At 72.8% G+C, this 21,665-nt stretch carries 18 protein-coding genes and 1 pseudogene; 10 read left to right on the top strand and 9 right to left on the bottom strand.

The window, feature by feature from the left end:
* Nucleotides 1-46 precede the first annotated feature (46 nt).
* Both IG62_RS0128980 and IG62_RS0128975 read left to right on the top strand, forming a co-directional pair.
* Nucleotides 47-286, top strand: a complete 240-nt coding sequence (locus tag IG62_RS0128980) for a helix-turn-helix domain-containing protein (protein WP_030809639.1) — start codon at nt 47-49, stop codon at nt 284-286.
* Between the two features lie 427 nt (nt 287-713).
* On the top strand, nt 714-1,949 hold the full coding sequence (locus tag IG62_RS0128975) for a tyrosine-type recombinase/integrase (protein ID WP_030809636.1): 1,236 nt from the start codon (nt 714-716) through the stop codon (nt 1,947-1,949).
* Between the two features lie 78 nt (nt 1,950-2,027).
* Here IG62_RS0128975 and IG62_RS0128970 read toward each other — a convergent pair whose 3' ends face one another.
* Nucleotides 2,028-2,789 carry a phosphoglyceromutase gene (locus IG62_RS0128970; RefSeq protein ID WP_030809633.1) on the bottom strand — a complete coding sequence of 254 codons (762 nt, stop codon included), beginning with the start codon at nt 2,787-2,789 and terminating at the stop codon, nt 2,028-2,030.
* A 248-nt stretch (nt 2,790-3,037) separates the two neighbouring features.
* On the opposite strand from IG62_RS0128970, the gene IG62_RS0128965 reads away from it, so the two are divergent.
* From IG62_RS0128965 to IG62_RS0128955, 3 genes are all read left to right on the top strand, one after another.
* The gene (locus IG62_RS0128965) at nt 3,038-4,438 is read left to right on the top strand and encodes an MDR family MFS transporter (RefSeq protein WP_051798745.1); all 1,401 of its coding nucleotides are present in this window, start codon (nt 3,038-3,040) and stop codon (nt 4,436-4,438) included.
* Between the two features lie 62 nt (nt 4,439-4,500).
* A complete protein-coding gene (locus IG62_RS0128960) occupies nt 4,501-4,680 on the top strand; it encodes a hypothetical protein (RefSeq protein ID WP_030809626.1) in 180 nt (59 codons plus the stop codon).
* 179 nt (nt 4,681-4,859) lie between these two features.
* Nucleotides 4,860-6,248 carry an alpha/beta hydrolase family protein gene (locus IG62_RS0128955; protein ID WP_234326797.1) on the top strand — a complete coding sequence of 463 codons (1,389 nt, stop codon included), beginning with the start codon at nt 4,860-4,862 and terminating at the stop codon, nt 6,246-6,248.
* 63 nt (nt 6,249-6,311) lie between these two features.
* Here IG62_RS0128955 and IG62_RS0128950 read toward each other — a convergent pair whose 3' ends face one another.
* The 3 genes from IG62_RS0128950 to mshA all read right to left on the bottom strand — a co-directional run bounded on the left by IG62_RS0128950 (nt 6,312) and on the right by mshA (nt 9,362).
* Nucleotides 6,312-7,190, bottom strand: coding sequence for a class I SAM-dependent methyltransferase (locus IG62_RS0128950; protein WP_051798743.1), 879 nt, complete (start codon nt 7,188-7,190; stop codon nt 6,312-6,314).
* Between the two features lie 221 nt (nt 7,191-7,411).
* Nucleotides 7,412-7,999, bottom strand: coding sequence for a YbjN domain-containing protein (locus IG62_RS0128945; protein ID WP_234326796.1), 588 nt, complete (start codon nt 7,997-7,999; stop codon nt 7,412-7,414).
* Complete coding sequence (gene mshA, locus IG62_RS0128940) at nt 7,992-9,362, bottom strand: D-inositol-3-phosphate glycosyltransferase (RefSeq protein ID WP_030809614.1); 1,371 nt, start codon at nt 9,360-9,362, stop codon at nt 7,992-7,994. Before mshA ends, IG62_RS0128945 begins: the two co-directional genes overlap by 8 nt.
* A 188-nt stretch (nt 9,363-9,550) precedes the next feature.
* On the opposite strand from mshA, the gene IG62_RS0128935 reads away from it, so the two are divergent.
* On the top strand, nt 9,551-10,375 hold the full coding sequence (locus IG62_RS0128935) for a class I SAM-dependent methyltransferase (protein WP_030809611.1): 825 nt from the start codon (nt 9,551-9,553) through the stop codon (nt 10,373-10,375).
* A gap of 29 nt (nt 10,376-10,404) precedes the next feature.
* Here the strand turns inward: IG62_RS0128935 and IG62_RS0128930 are convergent, their stop codons facing one another.
* Nucleotides 10,405-11,292 (bottom strand): helix-turn-helix transcriptional regulator, encoded by an 888-nt coding sequence (locus IG62_RS0128930; protein WP_030809608.1) that lies wholly within the window; start codon nt 11,290-11,292, stop codon nt 10,405-10,407.
* A 184-nt stretch (nt 11,293-11,476) separates the two neighbouring features.
* Between IG62_RS0128930 and IG62_RS42435 the strand changes: the two are divergent.
* Nucleotides 11,477-12,483: pseudogene (locus IG62_RS42435) on the top strand (aldo/keto reductase).
* Nucleotides 12,484-12,496: 13 nt separating this feature from the next.
* On the opposite strand, the gene IG62_RS0128920 reads toward IG62_RS42435, so the two are convergent.
* The 3 genes from IG62_RS0128920 to IG62_RS0128910 are packed head-to-tail and all read right to left on the bottom strand — an operon-like array spanning nt 12,497 to nt 16,501.
* Complete coding sequence (locus IG62_RS0128920) at nt 12,497-12,949, bottom strand: NUDIX hydrolase (protein ID WP_030809605.1); 453 nt, start codon at nt 12,947-12,949, stop codon at nt 12,497-12,499.
* On the bottom strand, nt 12,946-14,235 hold the full coding sequence (locus tag IG62_RS0128915) for a CHAD domain-containing protein (RefSeq protein WP_030809603.1): 1,290 nt from the start codon (nt 14,233-14,235) through the stop codon (nt 12,946-12,948). Before IG62_RS0128915 ends, IG62_RS0128920 begins: the two co-directional genes overlap by 4 nt.
* Nucleotides 14,219-16,501, bottom strand: a complete 2,283-nt coding sequence (locus tag IG62_RS0128910; RefSeq protein WP_030809600.1) for an RNA degradosome polyphosphate kinase — start codon at nt 16,499-16,501, stop codon at nt 14,219-14,221. The genes IG62_RS0128915 and IG62_RS0128910 overlap by 17 nt, the downstream gene beginning before the upstream one ends.
* A 416-nt stretch (nt 16,502-16,917) precedes the next feature.
* On the opposite strand from IG62_RS0128910, the gene IG62_RS47425 reads away from it, so the two are divergent.
* Both IG62_RS47425 and IG62_RS42430 read left to right on the top strand, forming a co-directional pair.
* A complete protein-coding gene (locus IG62_RS47425) occupies nt 16,918-17,085 on the top strand; it encodes a hypothetical protein (RefSeq protein ID WP_158795135.1) in 168 nt (55 codons plus the stop codon).
* 426 nt (nt 17,086-17,511) lie between these two features.
* Complete coding sequence (locus IG62_RS42430; RefSeq protein ID WP_051798741.1) at nt 17,512-18,501, top strand: ATP-binding cassette domain-containing protein; 990 nt, start codon at nt 17,512-17,514, stop codon at nt 18,499-18,501.
* Here the strand turns inward: IG62_RS42430 and mshD are convergent.
* Nucleotides 18,461-19,381, bottom strand: a complete 921-nt coding sequence (gene mshD, locus IG62_RS0128895) for a mycothiol synthase (protein WP_078872306.1) — start codon at nt 19,379-19,381, stop codon at nt 18,461-18,463. The genes IG62_RS42430 and mshD overlap by 41 nt on opposite strands.
* Nucleotides 19,382-19,599: 218 nt before the next feature.
* Here mshD and IG62_RS0128890 point away from each other — a divergent pair, with 218 nt between their 5' ends.
* Nucleotides 19,600-21,426: a bifunctional metallophosphatase/5'-nucleotidase gene (locus IG62_RS0128890; protein WP_051798739.1), complete on the top strand. Its 1,827-nt coding sequence runs from the start codon at nt 19,600-19,602 to the stop codon at nt 21,424-21,426.
* The last annotated feature ends 239 nt before the right edge of the window (nt 21,427-21,665 follow it).

Below are 21,665 nucleotides of genomic sequence, written 5' to 3'. Positions count from 1 at the left end.
ACCACTCCCACGCACCGCACCACGGACACGAGGAGTCACCCCAGCCATGGCCACCGACAAGCCCACCGACCGGCGCGCCGTCCTGCGCGACGGGCTCCCGGACCGCTACCTGACCCCCGAAGACCTCGCCTCGATGTTCCGCCTGCCGAGCGTCGAGACCGTCTACGCCTGGCGCCGCAAGCGCGTCGGCCCGCCGGGCTTCCGCGTCGGTAAGCACCTCCGGTTCGACCCGGCCGCCGTCCGCGAATGGGTGACGCAGCAGACCACCCTCACCGACGCCGCCTGACCCTCTGCCGCGGGGAGAAAAGTCACGCTCAGTGCAGGGAGGCAGCGGGGGAGGCGCCAGGGAGGCAGGGAGTTCTCCCTGACCGCCTCCCCGGCCAAACTCCCCCGCCTGACCAGCGCATAAGGCCTCTCAGGGAGGCAGGGAGGCACCTGCTCAGCAGCCCCGAAAAGGGCTCCAGAAAGCCTCTCCGGCCCCCGCCCCTGCCTCCCTCCCCGGCCCAAGTGATTGCTACCGGTAGCGACCCCACCCGCTACCGGTAGCACCCCCGCTAGCACCCCAAACCCCCACCGACCAGGCCCGCAGCAAGTAGCAGGCCCGGCCCGGCACACCCCGAAACCAGTCGAGCGGGTGCCCCGGTACCCGCTGGCCCCCTGCTACCGGCCGCGCACTGCGGCCGTCACTCGCCTCTGAAGGGACTTTCCTCACCATGGCAGGCAGCATCCAAGACCGCTGGTACAAGACCGTCACCGACGCCGACGGCAGGAGCGTCCGCGTTAAGACCGACCGCCACGGCACGGGCATGCGCTATCGGGCCCGCTACTTCACTCCCGACGGGAAGCGGAAGGCCAAGTCCTTCCCTGATGGGCAGAAGCGCCTCGCTGAGCAGTGGCTGAGCAGCATCACGGCGGACGTGGCCCGCGGCGACTTCATCGACCCGAACGCATCGCGTACGACGTTCCAGGACTTCGCGGAGAAGTGGCTCACGGGTCAGAGCGGCGACCCGAATACCCGGGCGTCGATGGAGTCTCAGCTCAAGCTGCATGCTTTCCCACGAATCGGAGCACGTCAGTTGGGGTCGTTCCAGCCGAGTCACATCCGTGAGTTCGTGACGCAGCTCGAAGCATCGGGTATGTCCGGTGCGTACGCGCGTGTGATCTTCTCCAACGTCCGCGCCGTGCTCTCCGCGGCTGTCGAGGATGGGTGCCTGCGCCGGAACCCTTGCAACTCGCGCACGGTGACGCCGCCCGTGATTGGCACGCGTCGCGTCGTCCCCTGGCCGCCGGAACGCGTCTTCGCGATGCGCGCCGCCATGGTCGAGCGCTTCCGGCCCATGGTCGACGTGGGCGCCGGCTGCGGCCTGCGGCAAGGAGAGATCCTTGGCCTGTCCGTCGATGACCTGGACTTCGAGGGCGGCACCCTGCACGTGGTGCAGCAACTGAAGCTGAGCCTGAGCACGCCTGTGTTCGCACCGCCCAAGGGCGGCAAACTCCGCGACGTGCCCCTTCCCGACCCCGTGGCAGAAGCGCTCAAGGAGCACGTCAAGCGCTTCCCGCCGGTCAAGGTCACGTTGCCGTGGCTGCGAGCGAACGGCCAGCCCGTGACCAGGCAGCTCATCTTCAGCGGGCCCAACGGCGGGCACGTCTGGCGTACCTCGCTGAACGAGGACCACTGGAAGCCCGCTCTCGCAAAGGTCGGGGTCATCCCGACGGCCAAGAGCCGGGAGCACGCCGCCGCTCGCGAGCACGGCATGCATGCCCTACGTCACTTCTACGCGTCCGTTCTGCTGGACGCCGGGGAGAGCATCAAGGCTCTTGCGGAGTACCTCGGACACTCCGACCCGGGTCTGACCCTGAAGGTGTACGCGCACCTCATGCCCAGCAGCCGGGAGCGCGCCCGGAAGGCTCTCGGGCTCGCGCTCCGGCCGCAAGATCCGAGGCACTGAGGGCCCAAAGTGGGCCCAGGCCGTGAAAACGCCCCCGACCCGCGCCGTAAGCGCAGGTCGGGGGCATGATCACGAAACTTACTTCTTCTTGCCCTGGTTCTTCACGGCCTCGATGGCGGCCTTGGCGGCCTCCGGGTCGAGGTAGGTGCCGCCGGGGGTGACCGGGCGGAAGTCGGCGTCCAGCTCGTAGGAGAGGGGGATGCCGGTGGGGATGTTCAGGCCGGCGATGTCCGCGTCGGAGATGCCGTCGAGGTGCTTGACCAGCGCGCGCAGGCTGTTGCCGTGGGCGGCGACCAGGACCGTCTTGCCGGTGAGCAGGTCCGGGACGATGCCGTCGAACCAGTACGGCAGCATGCGGACGACGACGTCCTTGAGGCACTCGGTCTGCGGGCGCAGCTCCGGCGGGAGCGTGGCGTAGCGGGGGTCGTCGAACTGCGAGAACTCCGCGTCGTTGGCGAGCGCCGGCGGCGGGGTGTCGTACGAGCGGCGCCAGAGCATGAACTGCTCCTCGCCGAACTCGGCCAGGGTCTGCGCCTTGTCCTTGCCCTGCAGCGCGCCGTAGTGGCGCTCGTTCAGGCGCCACGAACGGTGCACGGGAATCCAGTGGCGGTCGGCGGCCTCCAGGGCCAGCTGCGCGGTGCGGATGGCGCGCTTCTGGAGGGAGGTGTGCACGACGTCGGGGAGCAGGCCGGCCTCCTTGAGCAGCTCTCCGCCGCGGACCGCCTCCTTCTCGCCCTTCTCGTTGAGGTTGACGTCCACCCAGCCGGTGAACAGGTTCTTCGCGTTCCACTCACTCTCGCCGTGGCGGAGCAGGATCAGCTTGTACGGTGCGTCGGCCATGCCGTCGAGCGTAATCGAAATCCGGATACCGCCTTGCCCAGGTCCAGGACCTGGTCTTCCGCGTGACGTTTGACGCTTTTCGTCAAATGACTGGTGGCCGGGACCGGGTGATATGTAGGTTGCGCATACGGCGGGCGCCACTTACACATCGTCACTTACGCGTCCGGCTGGGAGCCGATCGCCGTCCGCCATGCACCCACCACACGACACATCACACGGCACCGCACCGCTCGGGGGAGTTCACTGTCATGCCCACGCCCACTTCGCCCTATGCGTCCCGCCCGGGCCGGTGGTCCGCCCTCCGGCGGGCCGCCGTCGACAGCGTCTCCGGGCTGCCACGGCAGTTCTGGTGGCTGTGGACCAGCACCCTGATCAACCGGCTGGGCGCGTTCGTCGCGACGTTCCTGGCCCTCTACCTCACCGTCGAACGCGGCTACTCCGCCTCGTACGCGGGCCTGGTCGGCGCGCTCTACGGGCTCGGCGGGGTGATCTCCTCGGTGGGCGCGGGGGTGCTGACCGACCGGCTCGGGCGGCGGCCCACGATGCTGATCGCGCAGCTGTCGACGTCGGTGTCCGTGGCGGTGCTCGGCTTCATGGAGGACCCGGTCGCCATCGCGGTGGTGGCCGGCGTCGTCGGTATGGCGACGAACGCCTCCCGCCCCGCCGTCCAGGCGATGATGGCCGACATCGTCGCCCCCGAGGACCGGGTGCGCGCCTTCTCGCTCAACTACTGGGCGATCAACCTCGGCTTCGCCGTCTCCTCCACCGCCGCCGGCCTCATCGCACAACACGGCTATCTGGCCCTCTTCCTGGGCGAGTCGGCGCTCGTGCTGACCTGCGCGCTGGTGGTCTTCGTCAAGCTCCCCGAGTCCCGGCCCTCGGCCGACACCGCGGCCGGCCCGCAGGACCCCGCCGGCCGGGGCGCGTCAACCGCACCGGTCTCCATGCTGACCGTGCTGCGCGACGGCCGTTTCATGACCGTCGTCGGCCTCAACCTCCTGCTGGCCCTGCTCTTCCAGCAGGCCTACGTCTCCATGCCGGTCTCGATGGGCCGGGACGGCTTCTCCAGCGCGGACTTCGGCGCCGTCATCGCGGTCAACGGCATCCTGATCGTCCTCCTCCAGATCCCGGTGACCCGCTTCATCGAGCACCGCAGCCCCGCGACGCTCCTCGTCGGCTCGGCACTGCTCGCCGGCTACGGCTTCGGGCTGACCGCGCTGGCCGGCTCGGTCGCCATGTACGCGCTCGCGGTCGCCGTCTGGACGCTCGGCGAGATCATCAACTCCCCCACCCAGATGGGCCTGGTGGTACGCCTCTCCCCCGTACACGGCCGCGGCCGCTACCAGGGCATGTACGCACTGTCCTGGTCCATCGCCTCCCTGACCGCCCCCCTGATCGGCGGCACGGTCATCGACCACTACGGCGCGGACACCCTCTGGGCCGGCTGCGCGGTGGTCGGCACGGTGGCGGCCCTGGGCTACGGCCTGCTGCTACGGAGCCTCCCGGCCCGGACGGCCACGACCACCGCTTCCCCTTCCTCTTCCGCTTCCCCTTCTGCTCCTCCGGCTCCGGCTCATGCTTCTGCTTCCGCTTCTGACTCGAACGCCGCACCGGCGGGTGCTCCGGCGACGGGGGAACAGGTTGCGTAACGGCGGGCCGGGGCGCCGGAAACCCGTCGCTCTGCCCGCCCTCCGGGGCTGGCCTCGCGGCCATGTCACACGCCGAAACCGCGGTCCGGTGCAAGACGTCGTACGTCTGCCTCCCCTGCCGGGCCTCCTACAAGCAGCCGTACCAGGGCGACCACGAACGCCGGTGCCCGCGCTGCGCCCAGCCGTTGATCCACGTCGGTTCCGCGTTCACCCGCGCTCTGGTGCGCTGCGAGGTGCCGTGACCCGACGCCGGGCGACGAGGCGCGCCGGGCCCCCGGCCACGCGATGTTCGTGGTAGCCCCACCCTCAAGAGACGTGGCTGCACGGTCGAGCCAGGCGCGGCGTTTCGGGACGCTGGTGGTGTGTACGGGCGGGCCGGCGAGCGGTCCGATTATCCGGCGGAACGGACGGGGAGTTGGGCATGGGCACGGGTGCGGGGCGACGGGGGGCGCGGTGGCGCGCGGCGGTCGGGGTGCTGGTGATGGGTGGGGTGCTGGTGGCCGGAGGGGCGGCCGCGTCGGCAGGGACGACGGCGGGGGAGCCGTCCACCACGACGCGGACAGCATCGGGGGAGCCGTCCACCACGGCGGTGGCGCGTTCCGGCGGGGTCGGCGCGCATCGTTCGGCGGCGGCCATGGCCCTTCCCGCGCCCACCGGTCGTCATCAAGTCGGCACGGTGGCCCTGCATCTGATCGACCGTCGGCGGCATGATCCGTGGGGCGGTGGGACGCCGGGGCACCGGTACCGGGAACTGATGGTCAGCGTCCGGTATCCGGCCGGAGCGGGGGCCGGGCAGTACCCGCGTGCCGCGCAGCTGACGCCGCGTGAGGCGGCCGCGTTCGACCGGATGAACAGCTTCTCGGAGCACGTGCCGCCGGGGAAGGTCGCCTGGCAGGCCACCCGGACCGCCGCGCACACGGGGGCGCCGGTGGCGGCGCGGCGGCCCGGGCAGCGGCTGCCGGTGGTGCTCTACTCCCCTGGCGCCGGCGATCCGCGCGGGTTCGGCAGCACGCTCTGCGACGAACTGGCCTCCCGCGGATATGTGGTGGTCACCGTCGACCACACCTACGAGGCGCCGGCGGTGGAGTTCCCGGGCGGACGGGTGGCCCGCAGCGTGATGCCGGCGGAGATCGCCAAGGCCAAGAAGACCGGGCGGATGACGGAGCTGCTGCGGAAGGTCGCCGCGGTGCGGGTGGCCGACACCCGGTTCGTGCTCGACGAGTTGGGCCGGCGGGGGGACGCCTCCCCGTTGCCGCGCGGGCTGCGCGGGGTGCTGAACCTGGGCGCCGTGGGGATGTTCGGGCAGTCGGCCGGCGGGTTCACCGCTGCGCAGACGATGCATGACGACCGGCGGATCCGGGCCGCGGCGAACCTGGACGGGGTGATGGGCTACACCCAGCGGGACGACGACCCGTCGAACCCGTCGACGGTCGGCCGGGACGGTGTCGACCGGCCGTTGCTGCTGATGGGCATGGACGGCGACACCCACCACACGGTGGCCTCCTGGGGCGCGGTCTGGGAACACAGCCGGGGCAGCGACGGCGCCTGGCTGCGCGACCTGATGCTGCACGGCAGCCGGCACGCGACGTACACGGACGCGGAGACGCTGATCCCGCAGGTCGCCCGGCAGGTGGGGCTGTCCCGGGCCGAGGTGACGAAGATGATCGGGTCGGTGAGGCCGGCCCGGGCGGTCGCGGCCCAGCGGGCGTACGTCTCGGCGTTCTTCGACCGGTGGCTGCGCGCACGGGGCGACGGCGGTCTGCTGGACCGGCCGTCGGCGCGCTACCCGGAGGTGCGGTTCGTACCGTAAGCGCACCTCAGCTGCCCGGCCGGTCCGCAGGGACCGGCCGGGCAGCTCCTCTTCCCGGTCCGCTCACTCCGGCGACGACGCGTAATGCACGGTCTTCGCCGTCAGCAGGAACAGGTCCGGGCGCCGGTCGACGCCCGCCGGGTCGGCGGGGTCGAGGAGCCGGTCCAGGGTCGCGAGGTCCTCGGCGTCCAGGTGGTCGGCGAGGGTGTCCCGGCAGCGCTCCAGGGACCGCCGTACGAACTGCCGGGTGCCGTCCGCCAGCGGAGCCGGACGGTCCACGAGGAAGGTCCGGCTCCGGGCGCCGGTGAGCCCCGCGGCCCGCAGCATGCCGGGCCAGTCCTCGACCACCGCCACCGAGCCGGGCAGTTCGTCCCGCATCCGGCCGAAGCGGAGCGCGGTCGCGCCGTCGAGGCGTTCCTGCAGGCCGGGGCGGCCGAAGCCCAGGTCGCGCGGCAGCCAGCGGGGCGGCAGACCGCCCTCGACGATGGCGAGGACGCCGCCGGGGGTGAGCAGCCGGGCCAGCCGGTTCAGGGCGTCCTGCTGGTCGCCGACGTGGTGCACGACCTGACCGGACCACACCAGGTCCGCCGGTCCCAGGTCGGCGAGGCCGGCCGGGAATTCGGCGACCTTGGTCCGCAGCGCTACGCCGAGCCGCTCGGCCCGCTCCCGGGCGCGGACCAGCAGCTCCGGCGTGCCGTCCACCGCGGTGACCTCGGCCTGCGGGAACAGCGCCGCCAGCCGGCAGGCGGCGACGCCCGGGCCGCTGCCGATGTCCAGGACGCGGCGCGGGCTCAGCTGCTTCAGCTCCTCGAACGCCTGGCGTACGTAGGGGCTGTGGATCTCGCCCTCCAGCTCCAGCAGATCGGCCATCGCGGCCCAGTCGAAGTCGTCGCCGTGGCCGAGGTTGTGGCCGTGGTGGTGCCCGTGGTTGTCGCCACTCATCGCTTCCGTCCCTCCGGTTGGTGTGGGGTCAGCCGTCCACGGCCCGACGATGCGACCCCGCCATACGGAAGGGCAACCTTTGTTGCCATTCCCGCAAGCCGACCGGGTCTCGGTGGTCACACACGGGCAGCGAAGCGGCCAGGCACGCCCCCGCTCAGCCCTCCCCCACTCACGGGCAGAGGGCGAGCGACGGCGAGCAAGCCCCGCGGCGGGACAGCCGGCTACGTGGGCTGCTCGCCCTTGCGCGTGAGATGCGCGAACGCTTCCAGGTTCCGCGTCGACTCTCCCCGCGAGACCCGCCACGCGTACTCCTTGCGGATCGCGGTGGCGAAGCCCATTTCGAGGAGGGTGTTGAAGCTGCCGTCGGCGTTCTCGAGGACGGTGCCGAGGATGCGGTCCAGCTCGTCCGGCGTGACCGCGACGAGCGGCAGCTTGCCGACGAGGTAGATGTCACCGAGCTTGTCGATCGCGTAACTCACGCCGTAGAGGCGGGTGTTGCGCTCCAGGAGCCAGCGGTGCACGGTCTCGTGGTTCTCGTCGGGGCGGCGGACGACGAAGGCGTTGATGGACAGGGAGTGCCGGCCGACGATGAGCGAGCAGGTCGTCGACAGCTTGCGGGTCCCGGGGAGCTTGACGACGTAGGCGCCGTCGGACGGGGACTCCCAGTCCAGGCCGGCGTCGGCCAGCGCCGTCTCGATCACCCGTCGCGCGTCCGCGGGGCCTGCCTCCGCGACGGGGCGTCCGTCGTCCACCGGTCGTACGTCGTCCACCGGTCGCGCGTCGTCAGCCTGGGGCAGGTCGTCAGCCATGGGCCGATCGTAGGTGACGCCGCCGCTCCTGCATCGCCGCGGTGTAGACGTCGCCGGTGGCCGCGGCGGCGGTGTCCCAGCCGAAGGACTGGGCGTGCCGGGCGGCGTCGGCGCCCATGCGGGTGGCGAGGTCCGGGTCCCGGAGGAAGCGCTGCAGGGCGCGGGCGTAGTCGGCGGGGTCGTGGCCGGTGACGAGGAAGCCGCTGACGCCGTCGCGGACGGCCACCGGCAGGCCGCCGACCGCGGCGGCGATGACCGGGGTGCCGCAGGCCTGGGCCTCGATGGCGACCAGTCCGAAGGACTCGCTGTACGAGGGCATGACCAGGACGGAGGCGGCGCGGTACCAGTCGGCGAGCTGTTCCTGGCCGACCGGCGGGCGGAACCGCACGAGGTCGGCGATGCCGAGCCGGGCGGCGAGCTTCTGCAGTCCCTCGGGCTTGGCCAGGCCGCTGCCGCTGGGGCCGCCGACGACCGGTACGACGAGCCGGGAGCGCAGCGAGGGGTCCTCGGCCAGCAGGGCGGCGGTCGCGCGCAGCAGGATGTCGGGGGCCTTGAGGGGTTGTATGCGGCCGGCGAAGAGCGGGATGACCGCGTCCTGGGGAAGGCCGAGGCGGGCGCGGGCCGCGGCGCGGCTCTCGGCGATGCCGTCGCTCGTCGGCCGGAAGCGGTCGAGGTTGACGCCGGGGTGGACGACCGCGACCCGGCCGCGGTCGGCGTCGTAATGCCGGATCAGCTCGTCGGCCTCCTCGGCGGTGTTGGCTATCAGGCGGTCGGCGGCCCGGACGACCTGGGTCTCGCCGATGACCCGGGCGGCCGGCTCGGGGGTGTCACCGACGGCCAGGGCGGCGTTCTTGACCTTGGCCATGGTGTGCATGGCGTGCACCAGCGGGACGCCCCAGCGCTCGGCGGCCAGCCAGCCGACGTGGCCGGAGAGCCAGTAGTGGGAGTGGACCAGGTCGTAGTGGCCGGGGCGGTGGCCGGCCCAGGCCTGCATCACGCCGTGGGTGAAGGCGCACAGCTGGGCGGGCAGGTCCTCCTTGGCCAGGCCCTCGTAGGGGCCGGCGTCGACGTGACGGACGAGGACGCCGGGGGCGAGGTCGACGGCGGGCGGGAGGGTGCCCGTGGTGGCGCGGGTGAAGATCTCCACCTCGATGTTGATCGAGGCGAGCTTCTTGGCGAGCTCGACGATGTAGACGTTCATGCCGCCGGCGTCGCCGGTGCCGGGCTGGTGCAGCGGGGAGGTGTGGACGCTGAGCATCGCCACCCGGCGCGGGCGGCGCGCGCCCCCGGGCAGACGCAGCCGCGACGGTCCCGGGAACGGCCCATGGGGACGGCTGCGGAGCCGGGACACATATGGGCTCACGTCGAGCTACCTCCTAGCCGGGGCGCGGCGGCACGCCACCGACCTGCTGCAACAACACATCCGGGCCATCCATTTCCGTCCGGCGGCCCATCGTCGTACTTTGCCAAAGTGTGACCGTTCGGTGCACGTGACCGATCGCACGTGACCGCGGGGCAAGGAGGTCTCCGGCTCCCCATACTCTCGAAGCCATGCCCCGCCGCCCCGCCCCCGCTCACCCCGCGCCGACCCGGCCCGTCGGCAGCGCGACCCGCGGGACCACCAACCCCAACCGGCTGCGCCGGATGGACCGCTGGATAGCCGCGGAACACGGCGCCGCGCTGCGCCGCTCGGCCGACCCGGTCGCGGTCGACCTCGGCTACGGCGCCGCGCCCTGGACCGCGGTCGAGCTGCTCGGCCGGCTGCGCACGGTGCGCCCCGACGCCCGGGTCGTCGGCATAGAGATCGACCCGGCGCGGGTGGCGGCCGCCCGCCCGTACGAGAAGCCGGGGCTGGACTTCCTGCACGGCGGCTTCGAGGTGCCGCTGCCCGGCGACCGGGGGCGGGCGCCGGTCCTGATACGGGCCGCGAACGTGCTGCGGCAGTACGACGAGGACGAGGTGAGGGCCGTCTGGCGGCGGCTCTGCGCGCGGCTGGCCCCCGGTGGGCTGCTGGTCGAGGGCACCTGCGACGAGATAGGGCGCCGGCACGTCTGGGTGGCGCTGGGCCCCGAAGGCCCCCGCACGGTCACCTTCGCGGCCCGGCTCGGCACCCTGGAAACCCCCTCCGACCTGGCCGAACGCCTCCCCAAGGCGCTGATACACCGCAATGTGCCGGGCGAGCCGGTGCACGCCTTCCTGCGCGACTTCGACCGGGCCTGGGCGGCCGCCGCCCCGCTGGGCGCACTCGGTGCCCGGCAGCGGTGGCGGGCCGCTGTGGCGTCCCTCGCGGCGGACTGGCCGCTGGCCGGTGACCCGCGGCGGCGGCGCCAGGGCGAGGTCACCGTGCGCTGGGAGGCCCTGGCGCCGCGCGGGTAGCGCCCGCGCGCATCAGGCCCGGACCGCGGTCACACCGCCAGCGGCCTGGCCTCCGGCTCGCGGGCCGCGGCGGGCCGGGCCGCCAGCTCGCGCAGCCGCCGCTCGGTCGTCGAGCCGCGCGGGGCGGTGTACGTGACCAGCGCCTGGTCCGGGTCGGTGGTCAGCCGGAAGCTCTCGAAGGTGATCTCCAGCTCGCCGACGTCCGGGTGCCGCAGGCGCTTGGTGCCGCGCAGGCACTCGTGCACCGACTGGGCCTCCCAGAGCCGCCGGAAGTCCGCGCTGCGCGCCAGCAGTTCGCCCACGACCTCGCAGATCCGCGGGTCGTCCGGGTGCCGGCCGCTGTCGGCGCGCAGATTGCCGACCACCTCGACGGCCTTGTCCTCCCAGTCGGGGTGCAGCGCGCGGGCCGCCGGGTCCAGGAAGACCAGCAGTGCGGTGTTCCGCCGGTCCGGGGCGAGCGCGTCCAGGTCGAAGGCGATCCGGCCGCCGAGCGTGTTCCAGGCCAGGATGTCCAGGCCGCGGCCGAGGACCATGGCCGGGACGGTGCTCGCCATGGCGTCCAGCAGCTGCCGGATCTCCGGCCGTACGGTCTGCCCGGGGACCGCCCGGGGCGCGCAGTCCGCCTCGCTCCGGCGCCGGGGCACGGCGATGTTGCGCAGGTACGTCACCTCGCCGCCGGACAGCCGCAGCGCCCGCGCGATGGCGTCCAGGACGGAGTCGGAGATGGCGGGCGCCCGGCCCTGCTCGATGCGGGTGTAGTAGTCGACGCTGATGCCGGCGAGCTGGGCGACCTCCTCGCGCCGCAGCCCGCGCACCCGGCGGCGGCCGATCCCGCTCGGCAGGCCCAGGTCGGCCGGGTCCAGCGCGGCGCGGCGCGCCTTGAGGAACGAGCTGATCTCGATTTCCGCGTGCAGCATCCGTCCAGTATGCGCGCGGCGCCGCATGGGTGGTTCCGCCGGACCCGGGCTGCGACGGGCCTGGTCCGCTCCGGCCGGCCCCAGCAGTCTGGTGCGCACGCACTCACCGATGCACCCGTATCCGGCGGCAGGCAGATGTCCACCGGTGCGGGCGCGCATCCGCAAGAACGGACAGGGGCAGCTCATGCAGCGCAGGATCCTCGGCGGCACCGGCATCTCGGTCAGCGAGTACGCGCTGGGCACGATGATGTTCGGCGCCTTCGGCAACACCGACCACGCCGACTGCGTCCGCATCGTGCACCGCGCGCTGGACGCCGGCATCAACTTCGTGGACACCGCGGACATCTACTCCGCGGGCGAGTCCGAGGAGATCGTCGGCAAGGCCCTCAAGGGACGCCGCGACGACGTCGTACTGGCCAGCAAGTTCTTCAACCCGATGGGCCCGGACGCCAACCACGGCGGCGCGTCCCGGCGTTGGATCGTGCGCGCCGTGGAGGACAGCCTGCGCCGGCTGGACACCGACCACCTCGACCTCTACCAGGTCCACCGCCCCGACCCCACGACCGACATCGACGAGACCCTGTCCGCGCTCTCGGACCTGGTCCGCTCCGGCAAGGTGCGCGCCATCGGCACCTCGACGTTCCCCGCCGAGCAGATCGTCGAGGCCCAGTGGACCGCCGAGCGCCGCGGCCACGTCCGGTTCCGTACCGAGCAGCCGCCGTATTCGATGCTGGCGCGCGGGGTGGAGAACGCGGTGCTGCCGACCGCGCAGCGCTACGGCATCGGCGTGCTGACCTGGGGCCCGCTCAGCGCCGGCTGGCTCTCCGGCCGCGATCTGTCGGCCAGTTCCCGGGCCGCTCTGGAGTCGAGGAAGTTCGACCTGTCGGTCCCGGAGAACGTCCGCAAGGCCGAGGCGGTCCGCGCCCTGTCCGAGGTCGCGTCCGACGCCGGCCTGCCCCTCCCCCACCTGGCCACCGCTTCGTCCGCTCGCACCCGGCGGTGACCTCGGTCATCATCGGCCCCCGCACCCTCGACCAGCTGGAGAGCCTGCTGGACGGCGCCGACGTCACCCTCGGCGCGGACGTCCTGGACCGGATCGACGCCATCGTCCCCCCGGGCACCGACCTCAACCGCGTCGACAACTACTACCTGCCCCCGGCCGTCACGGACCCCGCCCTGCGCCGCCGTTGACGCGGTCCCGCGCTCAGGCCAGATGCAGTGCGGCGAGCAACGCGTCGATCAGTGGCCGGTCCCGTTCCTGGGTGAGGCGGTGGCGGGCCTCCTCCGGGGGGAGCCATACCAGGCGGTCGACCTCGGTGGTGGGGGTGAAGGCGCCGCCGAGCGCTTCGGCGGCCCAGTAACGGACCTGCTTGGGGCGCCCGTTGGCGACGTAGTACGCGGTCGGCAGGGGGGCGCCGGGGCGGCAGTCCATGCCGGTCTCCTCGGCCACCTCGCGGACCGCTCCGGCCAGGGCGTCCTCGCCGCGCTTGAGTTTGCCCTTCGGGTGGGACCAGTCGTCGTACTTGGGCCGGTGGACGAGCGCGATCTCCAGGCCGTGCTCGACGGACGGGCGGCGGCGCCACAGCACACAGCCCGCGGCCAGCACCGGCTTGCGGGCGTCCGGCTTACGGGCCGGTGGCTCCCCGGGTCCCGTCATCGCTCCACCCCCTTCAGGGCCTTCTCCCGGGACAGCCAGACGCGGCCGAAGGCGTAGCGGGCCGCCTCGACCTGGTGGCGCTGGTCGGCGTGGAGGACGCCGAGGGCGTAGGCGGTGGCCGGGGCGATGCGGGGGGTGCGGGCCGCGGCGGCGGCTGCGGCTGCGGCCTCGGCGGCGTCACGGTGGCCCTCCAGGAGCAGGGCCGCCTCCGCCAGGCGGGGGTCGGCGTACTCGGGGACGAGTACCTCCTGGGCGTAGCGGCTCAGCCGGAGCAGCACCCGGACCTGGTGCCAGGGCGCGTCCTGGCGGGCGCCGTCGGCCAGCGCCTCGGCGTTGTACGGCTGTCCGGCGCGGACCAGGGGCAGCGCGCCGACCGCCTCGGCGAGCCGGCGCGCGGACTGCTCGGCGAGCGGCGGCAGCGCCTCGGCGGCCGGGACGTCCGCGGCCGCGCGGGTCAACGGCACCTCGGAGGCGAGCACGGCGACGGAGTCGGCGACGGCGTGGAAACGGGACGAGCCCAGGACCTGGAGCGCGGCGGAGTGGGCGCGGGTGCGGGCGAGGGTGAGCTGGCGGTCCAGCAGTGCCCCGGCCCGCGCGGCGCCGGCGGCGAGGACGGCATCGGCGTCCGGGACGGCGGTGTCGGGGTCGGGGGCGCCGGGGCCGGTGTCCGTACCGGAAGCCTCCGTCTTGCGGGGGCCCGTGGAGCGGGCCCCGGCGGGTGGTTCGGCGCGGTCGGGCCGTAGGCCGCGGCCGGTGCGCGGGGCGCGGTCGGTGCGTTCGGGGCGGTCGGTGCGGCCGGTCAGCCGCGTCAGGGCGGCCATCAGCCGGTCGCGGCGGGCCGCACAGGCCTGTTCGCGGGCCAGGGTGCCGGACAACCAGCCCAGTTCGGCGAGGAGTTGGTCGGCCCAGGCTTCTTCGGTCAGCGGCCGGAAGGTGTGCAGGGTGGCGCTGATCCGGCGGGCGGCGCGGCGCAGCCGGCGGGCGGCCGCGCCGGCGCCCTCGGCGTCCGGGCCGCTCTCCCGGTGAAGCCGCAGACTGCGCAGGAAGTCCGCGGACTGCTGGTGGAGGTAGCCGGCGAGCACGTCCTCGGCGGTGCGCCCGGCGAGGTGCGGGCCGGCGGCGGGTCCGGTGCCGGCCGCGGCGTCGTCGTACGGCCCCGGTGGACCGTACGGTCCGTAGGGTCCGTCCACCACCGCGGCACGGGCGCCGGCCGCCCCGCCGGGCTCGCATCCGGTGCCGAGGAGCCCGGCCGGCCCCCCGGTCCGCTGGTCAGGTCGCTGGGCCACGCCGGCGCCTCCGGGCGTCGATGAGCATTTCCTGTACGTTGCGCAGCGGCGCGCCGTCCGCGTCCACGGAGCGCCGGGTCCAGTCGCCGTCCGGGCCCAGGTGCCAGGAGGACGTGGTGTCCGAGGTACCGGTCTCCAGGAGCCGGTTGAGGGAGGCGCGGTGGGCCGGGTCGGTGACCCGGACCAGCGCCTCGATCCGCCGGTCGAGGTTGCGGTGCATCATGTCGGCGCTGCCCAGCCACACCTCGGGCTCGCCGCCGTTGCCGAAGGCGAAGATCCGGGAGTGTTCCAGGAAGCGGCCGAGGATGCTGCGGACCCGGACGTTCTCGCTGAGGCCGGGCACTCCCGGGCGCAGCGCGCAGATGCCGCGCACCCAGATGTCGACCGGCACGCCGGCCTGCGAGGCGCGGTAGAGCGCGTCGATGACGGCCTCGTCGACCATCGAGTTGACCTTGATGCGGACGTACGCGGGCCGGCCCGCGCGCTGGTGCGCGATCTCCTTGGTGATCCGCTGTATCAGGCCGTCGCGCAGGGACTTGGGGGCGACCAGGAGGCGGCGGTAGGTCTCCCGGCGGGAGTAGCCGCTCAGCCGGTTGAAGAGGTCGGAGAGGTCGGCGCCCACCTGCGCATCGGCGGTCAGCAGCCCGAGGTCCTCGTAGAGCCGGGCCGTCTTGGGGTGGTAGTTGCCGGTGCCCACGTGGGAGTAGCGGCGCAGCATGTCGCCCTCCTGGCGGACCACGAGGGAGAGCTTGCAGTGCGTCTTCAGGCCGACCAGGCCGTAGACGACGTGGCAGCCCGCCTCCTCCAGCTTGCGGGCCCACTTGATGTTGGCCTGTTCGTCGAACCGGGCCTTGATCTCGACCAGCACCAGGACCTGCTTGCCGGATTCCGCCGCGTCTATCAGGGCGTCGACGATCGGCGAGTCACCGGAGGTGCGGTAGAGGGTCTGCTTGATGGCGAGGACCTCGGGGTCGGCCGCGGCCTGCTCCAGGAACGCCTGCACGGAGGTGGAGAAGGAGTCGTAGGGATGGTGCAGGAGGACGTCACGGGCGCGCAGCGCGGCGAAGATGTCGGGCGCCGAGGCCGATTCCACCTCCGCGAGGTCGCGGTGGGTGCCGGCGACGAACTTGGGGTACTTCAGCTCGGGCCGGTCCAGCGCTCCTATGCCGAACAGCCCGGTCAGGTCCAGCGGGCCGGGCAGCGGGTAGACCTCGGCGTCGGAGATCTTCAGCTCCTGGACGAGCAGGTCGAGCACCGCGGGGTCGATGGACTCCTCGACCTCCAGCCGGACCGGCGGGCCGAACCGCCGCCGCATCAGCTCCTTCTCCAGCGCCTGGAGGAGGTTCTCGGCGTCGTCCTCCTCGACCTCCAGGTCCTCGTTGCGGGTCACCCGGAACATGTGGTGCGCGCGCACCTCCATGCCCGGGAACAGCTCCTCCAGGTGGGCGGCGATGACGTCCTCGATGGGGACGTAGCGCTGCGGGGAGGCTTCGAGGAAGCGGGAGAGCAGCGGCGGGACCTTGACCCGGGCGAAGTGGTCGTGGCCGCTGACCGGGTTGCGGACGACGACGGCCAGGTTCAGCGAGAGGCCGGAGATGTACGGGAACGGGTGCGCAGGGTCCACCGCCAGCGGCGTGAGCACCGGGAAGATCTGCTGCCGGAACAGGGTGAACAGCCGGGCCTGCTCCTTCTCGGTCAGGTCCGGCCAGCGGATCAGATGGACGCCCTGGTCGGCGAGGTCGGGGGCGATGTCCTGCTGGAAGCAGGCGGCGTGCCGGGCCATGAGCTCGCGCGAGCGGGTCCAGATCAGGTCCAGCACCTCGCGGGGCTGGAGGCCGGAGGCGGAGCGGGTGGCGACGCCGGTCGCGATCCGCCGCTTGAGTCCGGCGACCCGGACCATGAAGAACTCGTCGAGGTTGCTGGCGAAGATCGCCAGGAAGTTGGCGCGTTCGAGCAGCGGGGTGGCCGGGTCCTCGGCGAGTTCGAGCACCCGCTCGTTGAACGCCAGCCAGCTGCGTTCCCGGTCCAGGAAGCGGTCGGCGGGCAGCTCCGCGCCGTCCACGCCCACCACGCCCTGGTCCACGTACGCGTCCGGGTCGGCGTCGAGGTCGGGTTCCAGGCCCGGCACCGTCCCCCGGACCGCGTGCGGCCGGTGCGCGGCGATGGAGCCCACGGAAGGCTGGGCCGAGGGGGCCGGGGCCTGTGGGGGCCTGGTGGCCGGCATCTCGGGCTGGACCTGTGCCTGAGCGCTGGGCTGCTGGTTCATGGCCTTATTCTTCCGCGTTCCGGGGGTTCCAGGCGCGTCAGGAGGTGGCGGCGCGAGACGGAGCCTCGGGTGGGGGAGGTTCGGCACAGCGGGCTGCATTCAGCGATGCTCGCAACCGACCTTGAATCAGCGGTAACGCGGATGTGGCGCAGAAGCAAGCGGGACGCTACGGCGCGGGGCCGGGGGCGGGCCGCGGCGGCACCCGGCGGCGGGCGGTGCCGGGGCCACTTTGTCACCGCGCCGCCACTCTGTCACCGCCACCGTGACACATGAGAAATGCCCTCAGCCTCAATTAAGCAAGACCTCATGCAATTCGACGGGAAGCGCCGGCTTCCTCGCGTAAGGTTTTCCGTGTCGCAGCAAAAGGACTGCGAAGGAAAAATGCAAAAGGAATTCACAGAGTCGAGGAGAAATCCATGAGCTTCCGCAAGGTCGTTGTCGCCGTCCCCGCCCGTCGCGCCGAGCCGGCCCGCCGCGGCGTCCCCGCCCGCCCGGCCCACCACTGCGGCCACGGCGACGTCGTCGTCAGCCACCGCGGCGGGTCGCGGACGACCGCCTCCGCCCGCCGGGTGATCGGCGGCTGACGCACCGTCGGTGACGGGCCCCGGTGCTGCGCCGGGGCCCGTCCCGGGTCGCCGTGACCGGACCGGCGCACGCCCGGAAACACCGGGGAAAGGCACCGGAAAGGCAGAGAAAGGGCCGAGAAAGGGCCGGGAAAAGGCCGGGAAAGGTCAACGAAAGACCGGGCGAAGAGCCGGGAAGAGCGGGAATGACGACGACGTACACGACGGAGGAAAATCGCGGCCGCGGCCGGGCGGTCCGGCGGTCCTTCCGTGCTTTCTGGCCGCTGCTCGAAGGGGACCGGCGCTGGCTGGCGGTGATATGCGGCTGTGTGGTGCTCGCCTCCCTCACGGAAACCGCGGCCATTCTGCTGTTCAGCGAATTGACCGATCACGCCCTGCAGAAGGGCTCCCTGGACGCGTTCTGGGGGCCGGCCGCCCAGTGGCTCGGTGGCCGTCCTCGGCGCACTGATCGGCTACCTCGGCAACTCGCTGGCCGTGTGGGTGGCGGAACGCTTCGTGCTGCGACTACGGGCCCACGTCATCCTCGACAGCCGGCCCGCGGTCACCGACCCGCCGGCCCGGACCGTCCCGTCGTGCCGCAGGGCCCGCGGGGTGGTCGCCTTCGAGGAGGTCACCTTCCGCTACCCCGCCCCTGGCGCCGCGGAATCCGGGGCCGCCACCACGGACGCCCCGGCCGGCGCCCCCGCCCTGGACGCCGTCTCGTTCACCGCCCGGCCGGGCGAGCTGGTGCTGATCACCGGCCCCAGCGGCGCCGGCAAATCCACCGTCGCCCGGCTGCTGCCCCGCTTCTACGACCCGCAGGCCGGGCACGTACGGCTGGACGGCGCCCGGCTCGACGCCCTGCCGCTGGACTTCCTGCGCGAGAACGTCACCCTCCTCCCGCAGCAGACCCTCGTGCTGCACGGCACCATCGCCGAGAACATCGGCTGCGGGCGGCCCGGCGCGGGGGAGGACGAGATCGTCCGGGCGGCCGGGGCCGCCGCCGCGCACGACTTCATCACCGCGCTCCCCGACGGCTACCGGACCCGGATCTCCCCCGGCACCGCCCAGTTGTCGGGCGGGCAGCTCCAGCGCCTCGCGATCGCCCGCGCCCTGCTGCGCGACGCCCCGGTCCTCGTCCTCGACGAGCCGACCGCCGGACTCGACGCGCTCTCCGCCCGCCGGGTGATCGCCCCGCTGCGCCGGCTGATGTCCGGCCGCACGACCGTGCTGATCACCCACGACCTCCAACTGGCCCCGGACGCCGACCGCATCCTGGTCCTCGACCGCGGCCGGCTGGTGGAGTCCGGCCGGCACCCGGAACTGCTCGCCCGCGCCGGGACGTACGCCCGACTGCACGGGTCAACCTCCCCGCAGCCGGCCCCGGTTGGCCGGCTCAGGTCTCCGACCGGTACATCAGGTCCGTCTCGTGCGTGACGAACCCCATCCGCTCGTAGACGCTCACCGCCGCCGCGTTGTCGGCGTCGACGTAGAGCATCGCGGTCGGCAGCCCCTGCCCGGCCAGGTGGCGCAGCCCGACCGAGGTGAGCGCCTTGCCCAGGCCGCCGCCCTGGGCGCCCGGCCGGACACCGAGGACGTAGACCTCACCCAGGCCCTCCTCGGCGTGCACCTTCGTCCAGTGGAAGCCGACCAGCCGGCCGCCCTTCTCGGCCAGGAAGAAGCCCTTGGGGTCGAACCACGCCTCGGCCTTGCGGTCGTCCAGGTCACGCTGGGCGAGCGAGCCCTGCTCGGGGTGGTGCGCGAAGGCCTCCGCGTTCACCTCCAGCCAGGCCGCGTCATCGGTGCCCGGCTGGAAGGTCCGTACGGTCACGCCCTCGGGCAGTACGGGCTCGGGCAGCTCCAGGTCGCCCAGCGAGCGCCGCATCTGCCGCAGCTCGCGGAACATCGTCAGGCCCAGGGTCTGCGCGAGGTGCCGGGCGGCCGGGTGCCCGCCGTGCGCCCAGACCCGCAGCCGGCGCCCGGACAGCTCCAGCAGCTCGGTGCCCAGCGCCCGGCCGTGCCCCCGGCCGCGGTGCCCGGCGTGCACCACCAGCTCGGCGGCCGGCGCCTCCACCGGGTCGGTGTCCTCCAGCTGGCCGTAGCCGACCAGCAGCTCCTCGCCCGCTTCCCCGTGCGCGTACACCAGCACATGCGCGACACCCGGGCGCTTGCCGCCCCGCAGCTGCAGACGTCCCTGTTCGGACACCGCGGGCTGCCCGTCGGTGCGCGCGGCCCGCTCGATCAGCTCCAGAACGGCCTCGGCCGTTTCCGGCGCGACCTCGTCGACCACCTGGATCCTGCGGCCGGTCCGGCCCATCTCCTGTGCAGCGTCAGTCATGTGTGCAGCGTACGACCCTGCCGGGGTCCCGCAGCGGCATCAGGGCTCGGCCGCCCCGATCTGCCCGGCACGCCACACCGGTGCCGCCCGCCGGTCCGGCGCTCACCGGCAACCGTCCCGTAACCCGGCACCCCTGTTGCGCTACGCGCGTCAACAATAAGCTGCGGTCCGCTCAGGACCATCCAGGAGGGGAACCCATGCCAGCGACACCGCAACGGCGCCGCGCCATCAGCAGATTGAGGACCGGTTCGGCCGTATTGGCCGCCGCCGTCGGGATCGGCGTCACCGTCGCCGCCCTGCCGGCCGGGGCGGACACCGTGCACCCGGACCGCACCGGTCACACCGGCCGCACCGTCGACGTCCAGCTGCTCTCCTTCAACGACTTCCACGGCAACCTCGAACCGCCGCAGGGCTCCTCCGGCACGGTCGAGGAACTGCAGCCCGACGGCACCAGGAAGAGCGTGCCGGCCGGCGGCGTCGAGTACCTGGCCCAGTCCCTGCGCACCGCCCGCAAGGGCCACCCGTACTCCGTGACCGCGGCCGCCGGCGACCTGGTGGGGGCCAGCCCGCTGCTCTCCGGCCTCTTCCACGACGAACCGACCATCGAGGCCATGAACAAGCTGGGCCTGGACGTCACCTCCGTCGGCAACCACGAATTCGACGAGGGCCGGGCGGAGTTGACCCGCCTGCAGAACGGCGGCTGCCACCCCAAGGACGGCTGCTATGAGGACGGCAAGAAGTTCGCCGGCGCCGGCTTCCCGTACCTGACCGCCAACGTCACCGACGAGAAGACCGGCAAGCCGCTGCTCAAGCCGTACACCGTCTGGCGGCACAAGGGCGTGAAGATCGGCTTCATCGGCGTGACCCTCGAAGGCACCCCGGACATCGTCAGCGCCAACGGCGTCAAGGGCCTGAAGTTCCACGACGAGGTCGAGACGATCAACAAGTACGCCAAGGTCCTGAACAAGCAGGGCGTGAAGGCGATCGTGGCCCTCATCCACGAAGGCGGCCTGCCCGCCTCCACCTCGTACAACTACAACTGCGACAGCCCCGGTCCCGGCGACGGCATCTCCGGCCCGATCACCGAGATCGCCAAGCACGTCACGTCCAAGGTCGACGCCCTGGTCACCGGCCACACCCACCAGGCGTACTCCTGCACCATCCCCGACCCGTCGGGCCGGCCGCGCACCGTCACCTCCGCCGCGTCCTACGGCAAGCTCTACACCGACACCGAGCTGACCTACGACCGGCGCACCCACGACATCGTCCGCACCAGCGTCAAGGCGCCCGGTGCGGTCAACCACGTGGTCGACCGCAATCGGCCCAAGGCCGCGGACATGACGTCCCTGATCGCCCGTTGGAACAAGCTGGCCGCACCGGTCGCGGCCCGCCCGGTCGGCCACATCGCCGCCGACATCGCCGGCCGCGGCGCGGACGCCCCCGAGTCCCCGCTCGGCGACGTCATCGCCGACGCCCAGCTCGAAGCGACCAAGGCCGCCGACAAGGGCGGCGCCCAGCTCGCCCTGATGAACCCCGGCGGCATCCGCTCCGACCTCGCCTACCCGGCGTCCGGCTCCGAGGGCGACGGCGTCGTCACCTACGGCGAGGCGTTCACCGTCCAGCCCTTCACCAACATGATGAACGTCATCGACCTCACCGGCGCCCAGCTGCTGACCGCCCTCCAGCAGCAGGTCAGCGGCCCCAACGAGGCGTCCCCCAAGATCCTCCAGGTCTCCGCGGGTCTCACCTACACCCTCGACATGACCAAGAAGGGCGCCGACCGCGTCGTCAAGGACTCCGTCAAACTGAACGGCTCCGCCCTCGACCCCGCCAAGACCTACCGCGTCGCGATGAACGAGTTCCTCGCCGGCGGCGGGGACGGCTTCGCCGCCTTCAAGGACGGCCGGAACAAGTACGTCGGCCCCTCCGACCTGGACGCCTTCACGGCGTACCTGACGGCACACTCGTCGGCGTCCTCCCCGCTGAATCCGCCTGCGGCGGACCGCATTCACGTAGTGAGGTGACTCCCACGTAGCTGGCTGTACCGCCGCGGGGGTTTCTCGCCGTTGCGCTTGGCGGCGCCTCCCACGTAGCCGTCTGTCCCGCCGCGGGTCGTCTCGCCGTTGCGCTTTGCGGCGCCCCCGCACGTAGCCGTCTCTCCCGCCGCGGGGCGTCTCGCCGTTGCGCCTGCGGCGGGCTGGGTTTGTTGTGGGTGCGGTGACGGGCCTCCGGGGCCTTGTTCGTGGACTGCTGGCGCTTTACG

The sequence above is a fragment of the Streptomyces sp. NRRL S-337 genome, assembly GCF_000720175.1.
GTDB classification, from domain to species: Bacteria; Actinomycetota; Actinomycetes; order Streptomycetales; family Streptomycetaceae; genus Streptomyces; species Streptomyces siderophoricus.
This window is presented reverse-complemented; position numbering and strand designations above follow the sequence as displayed.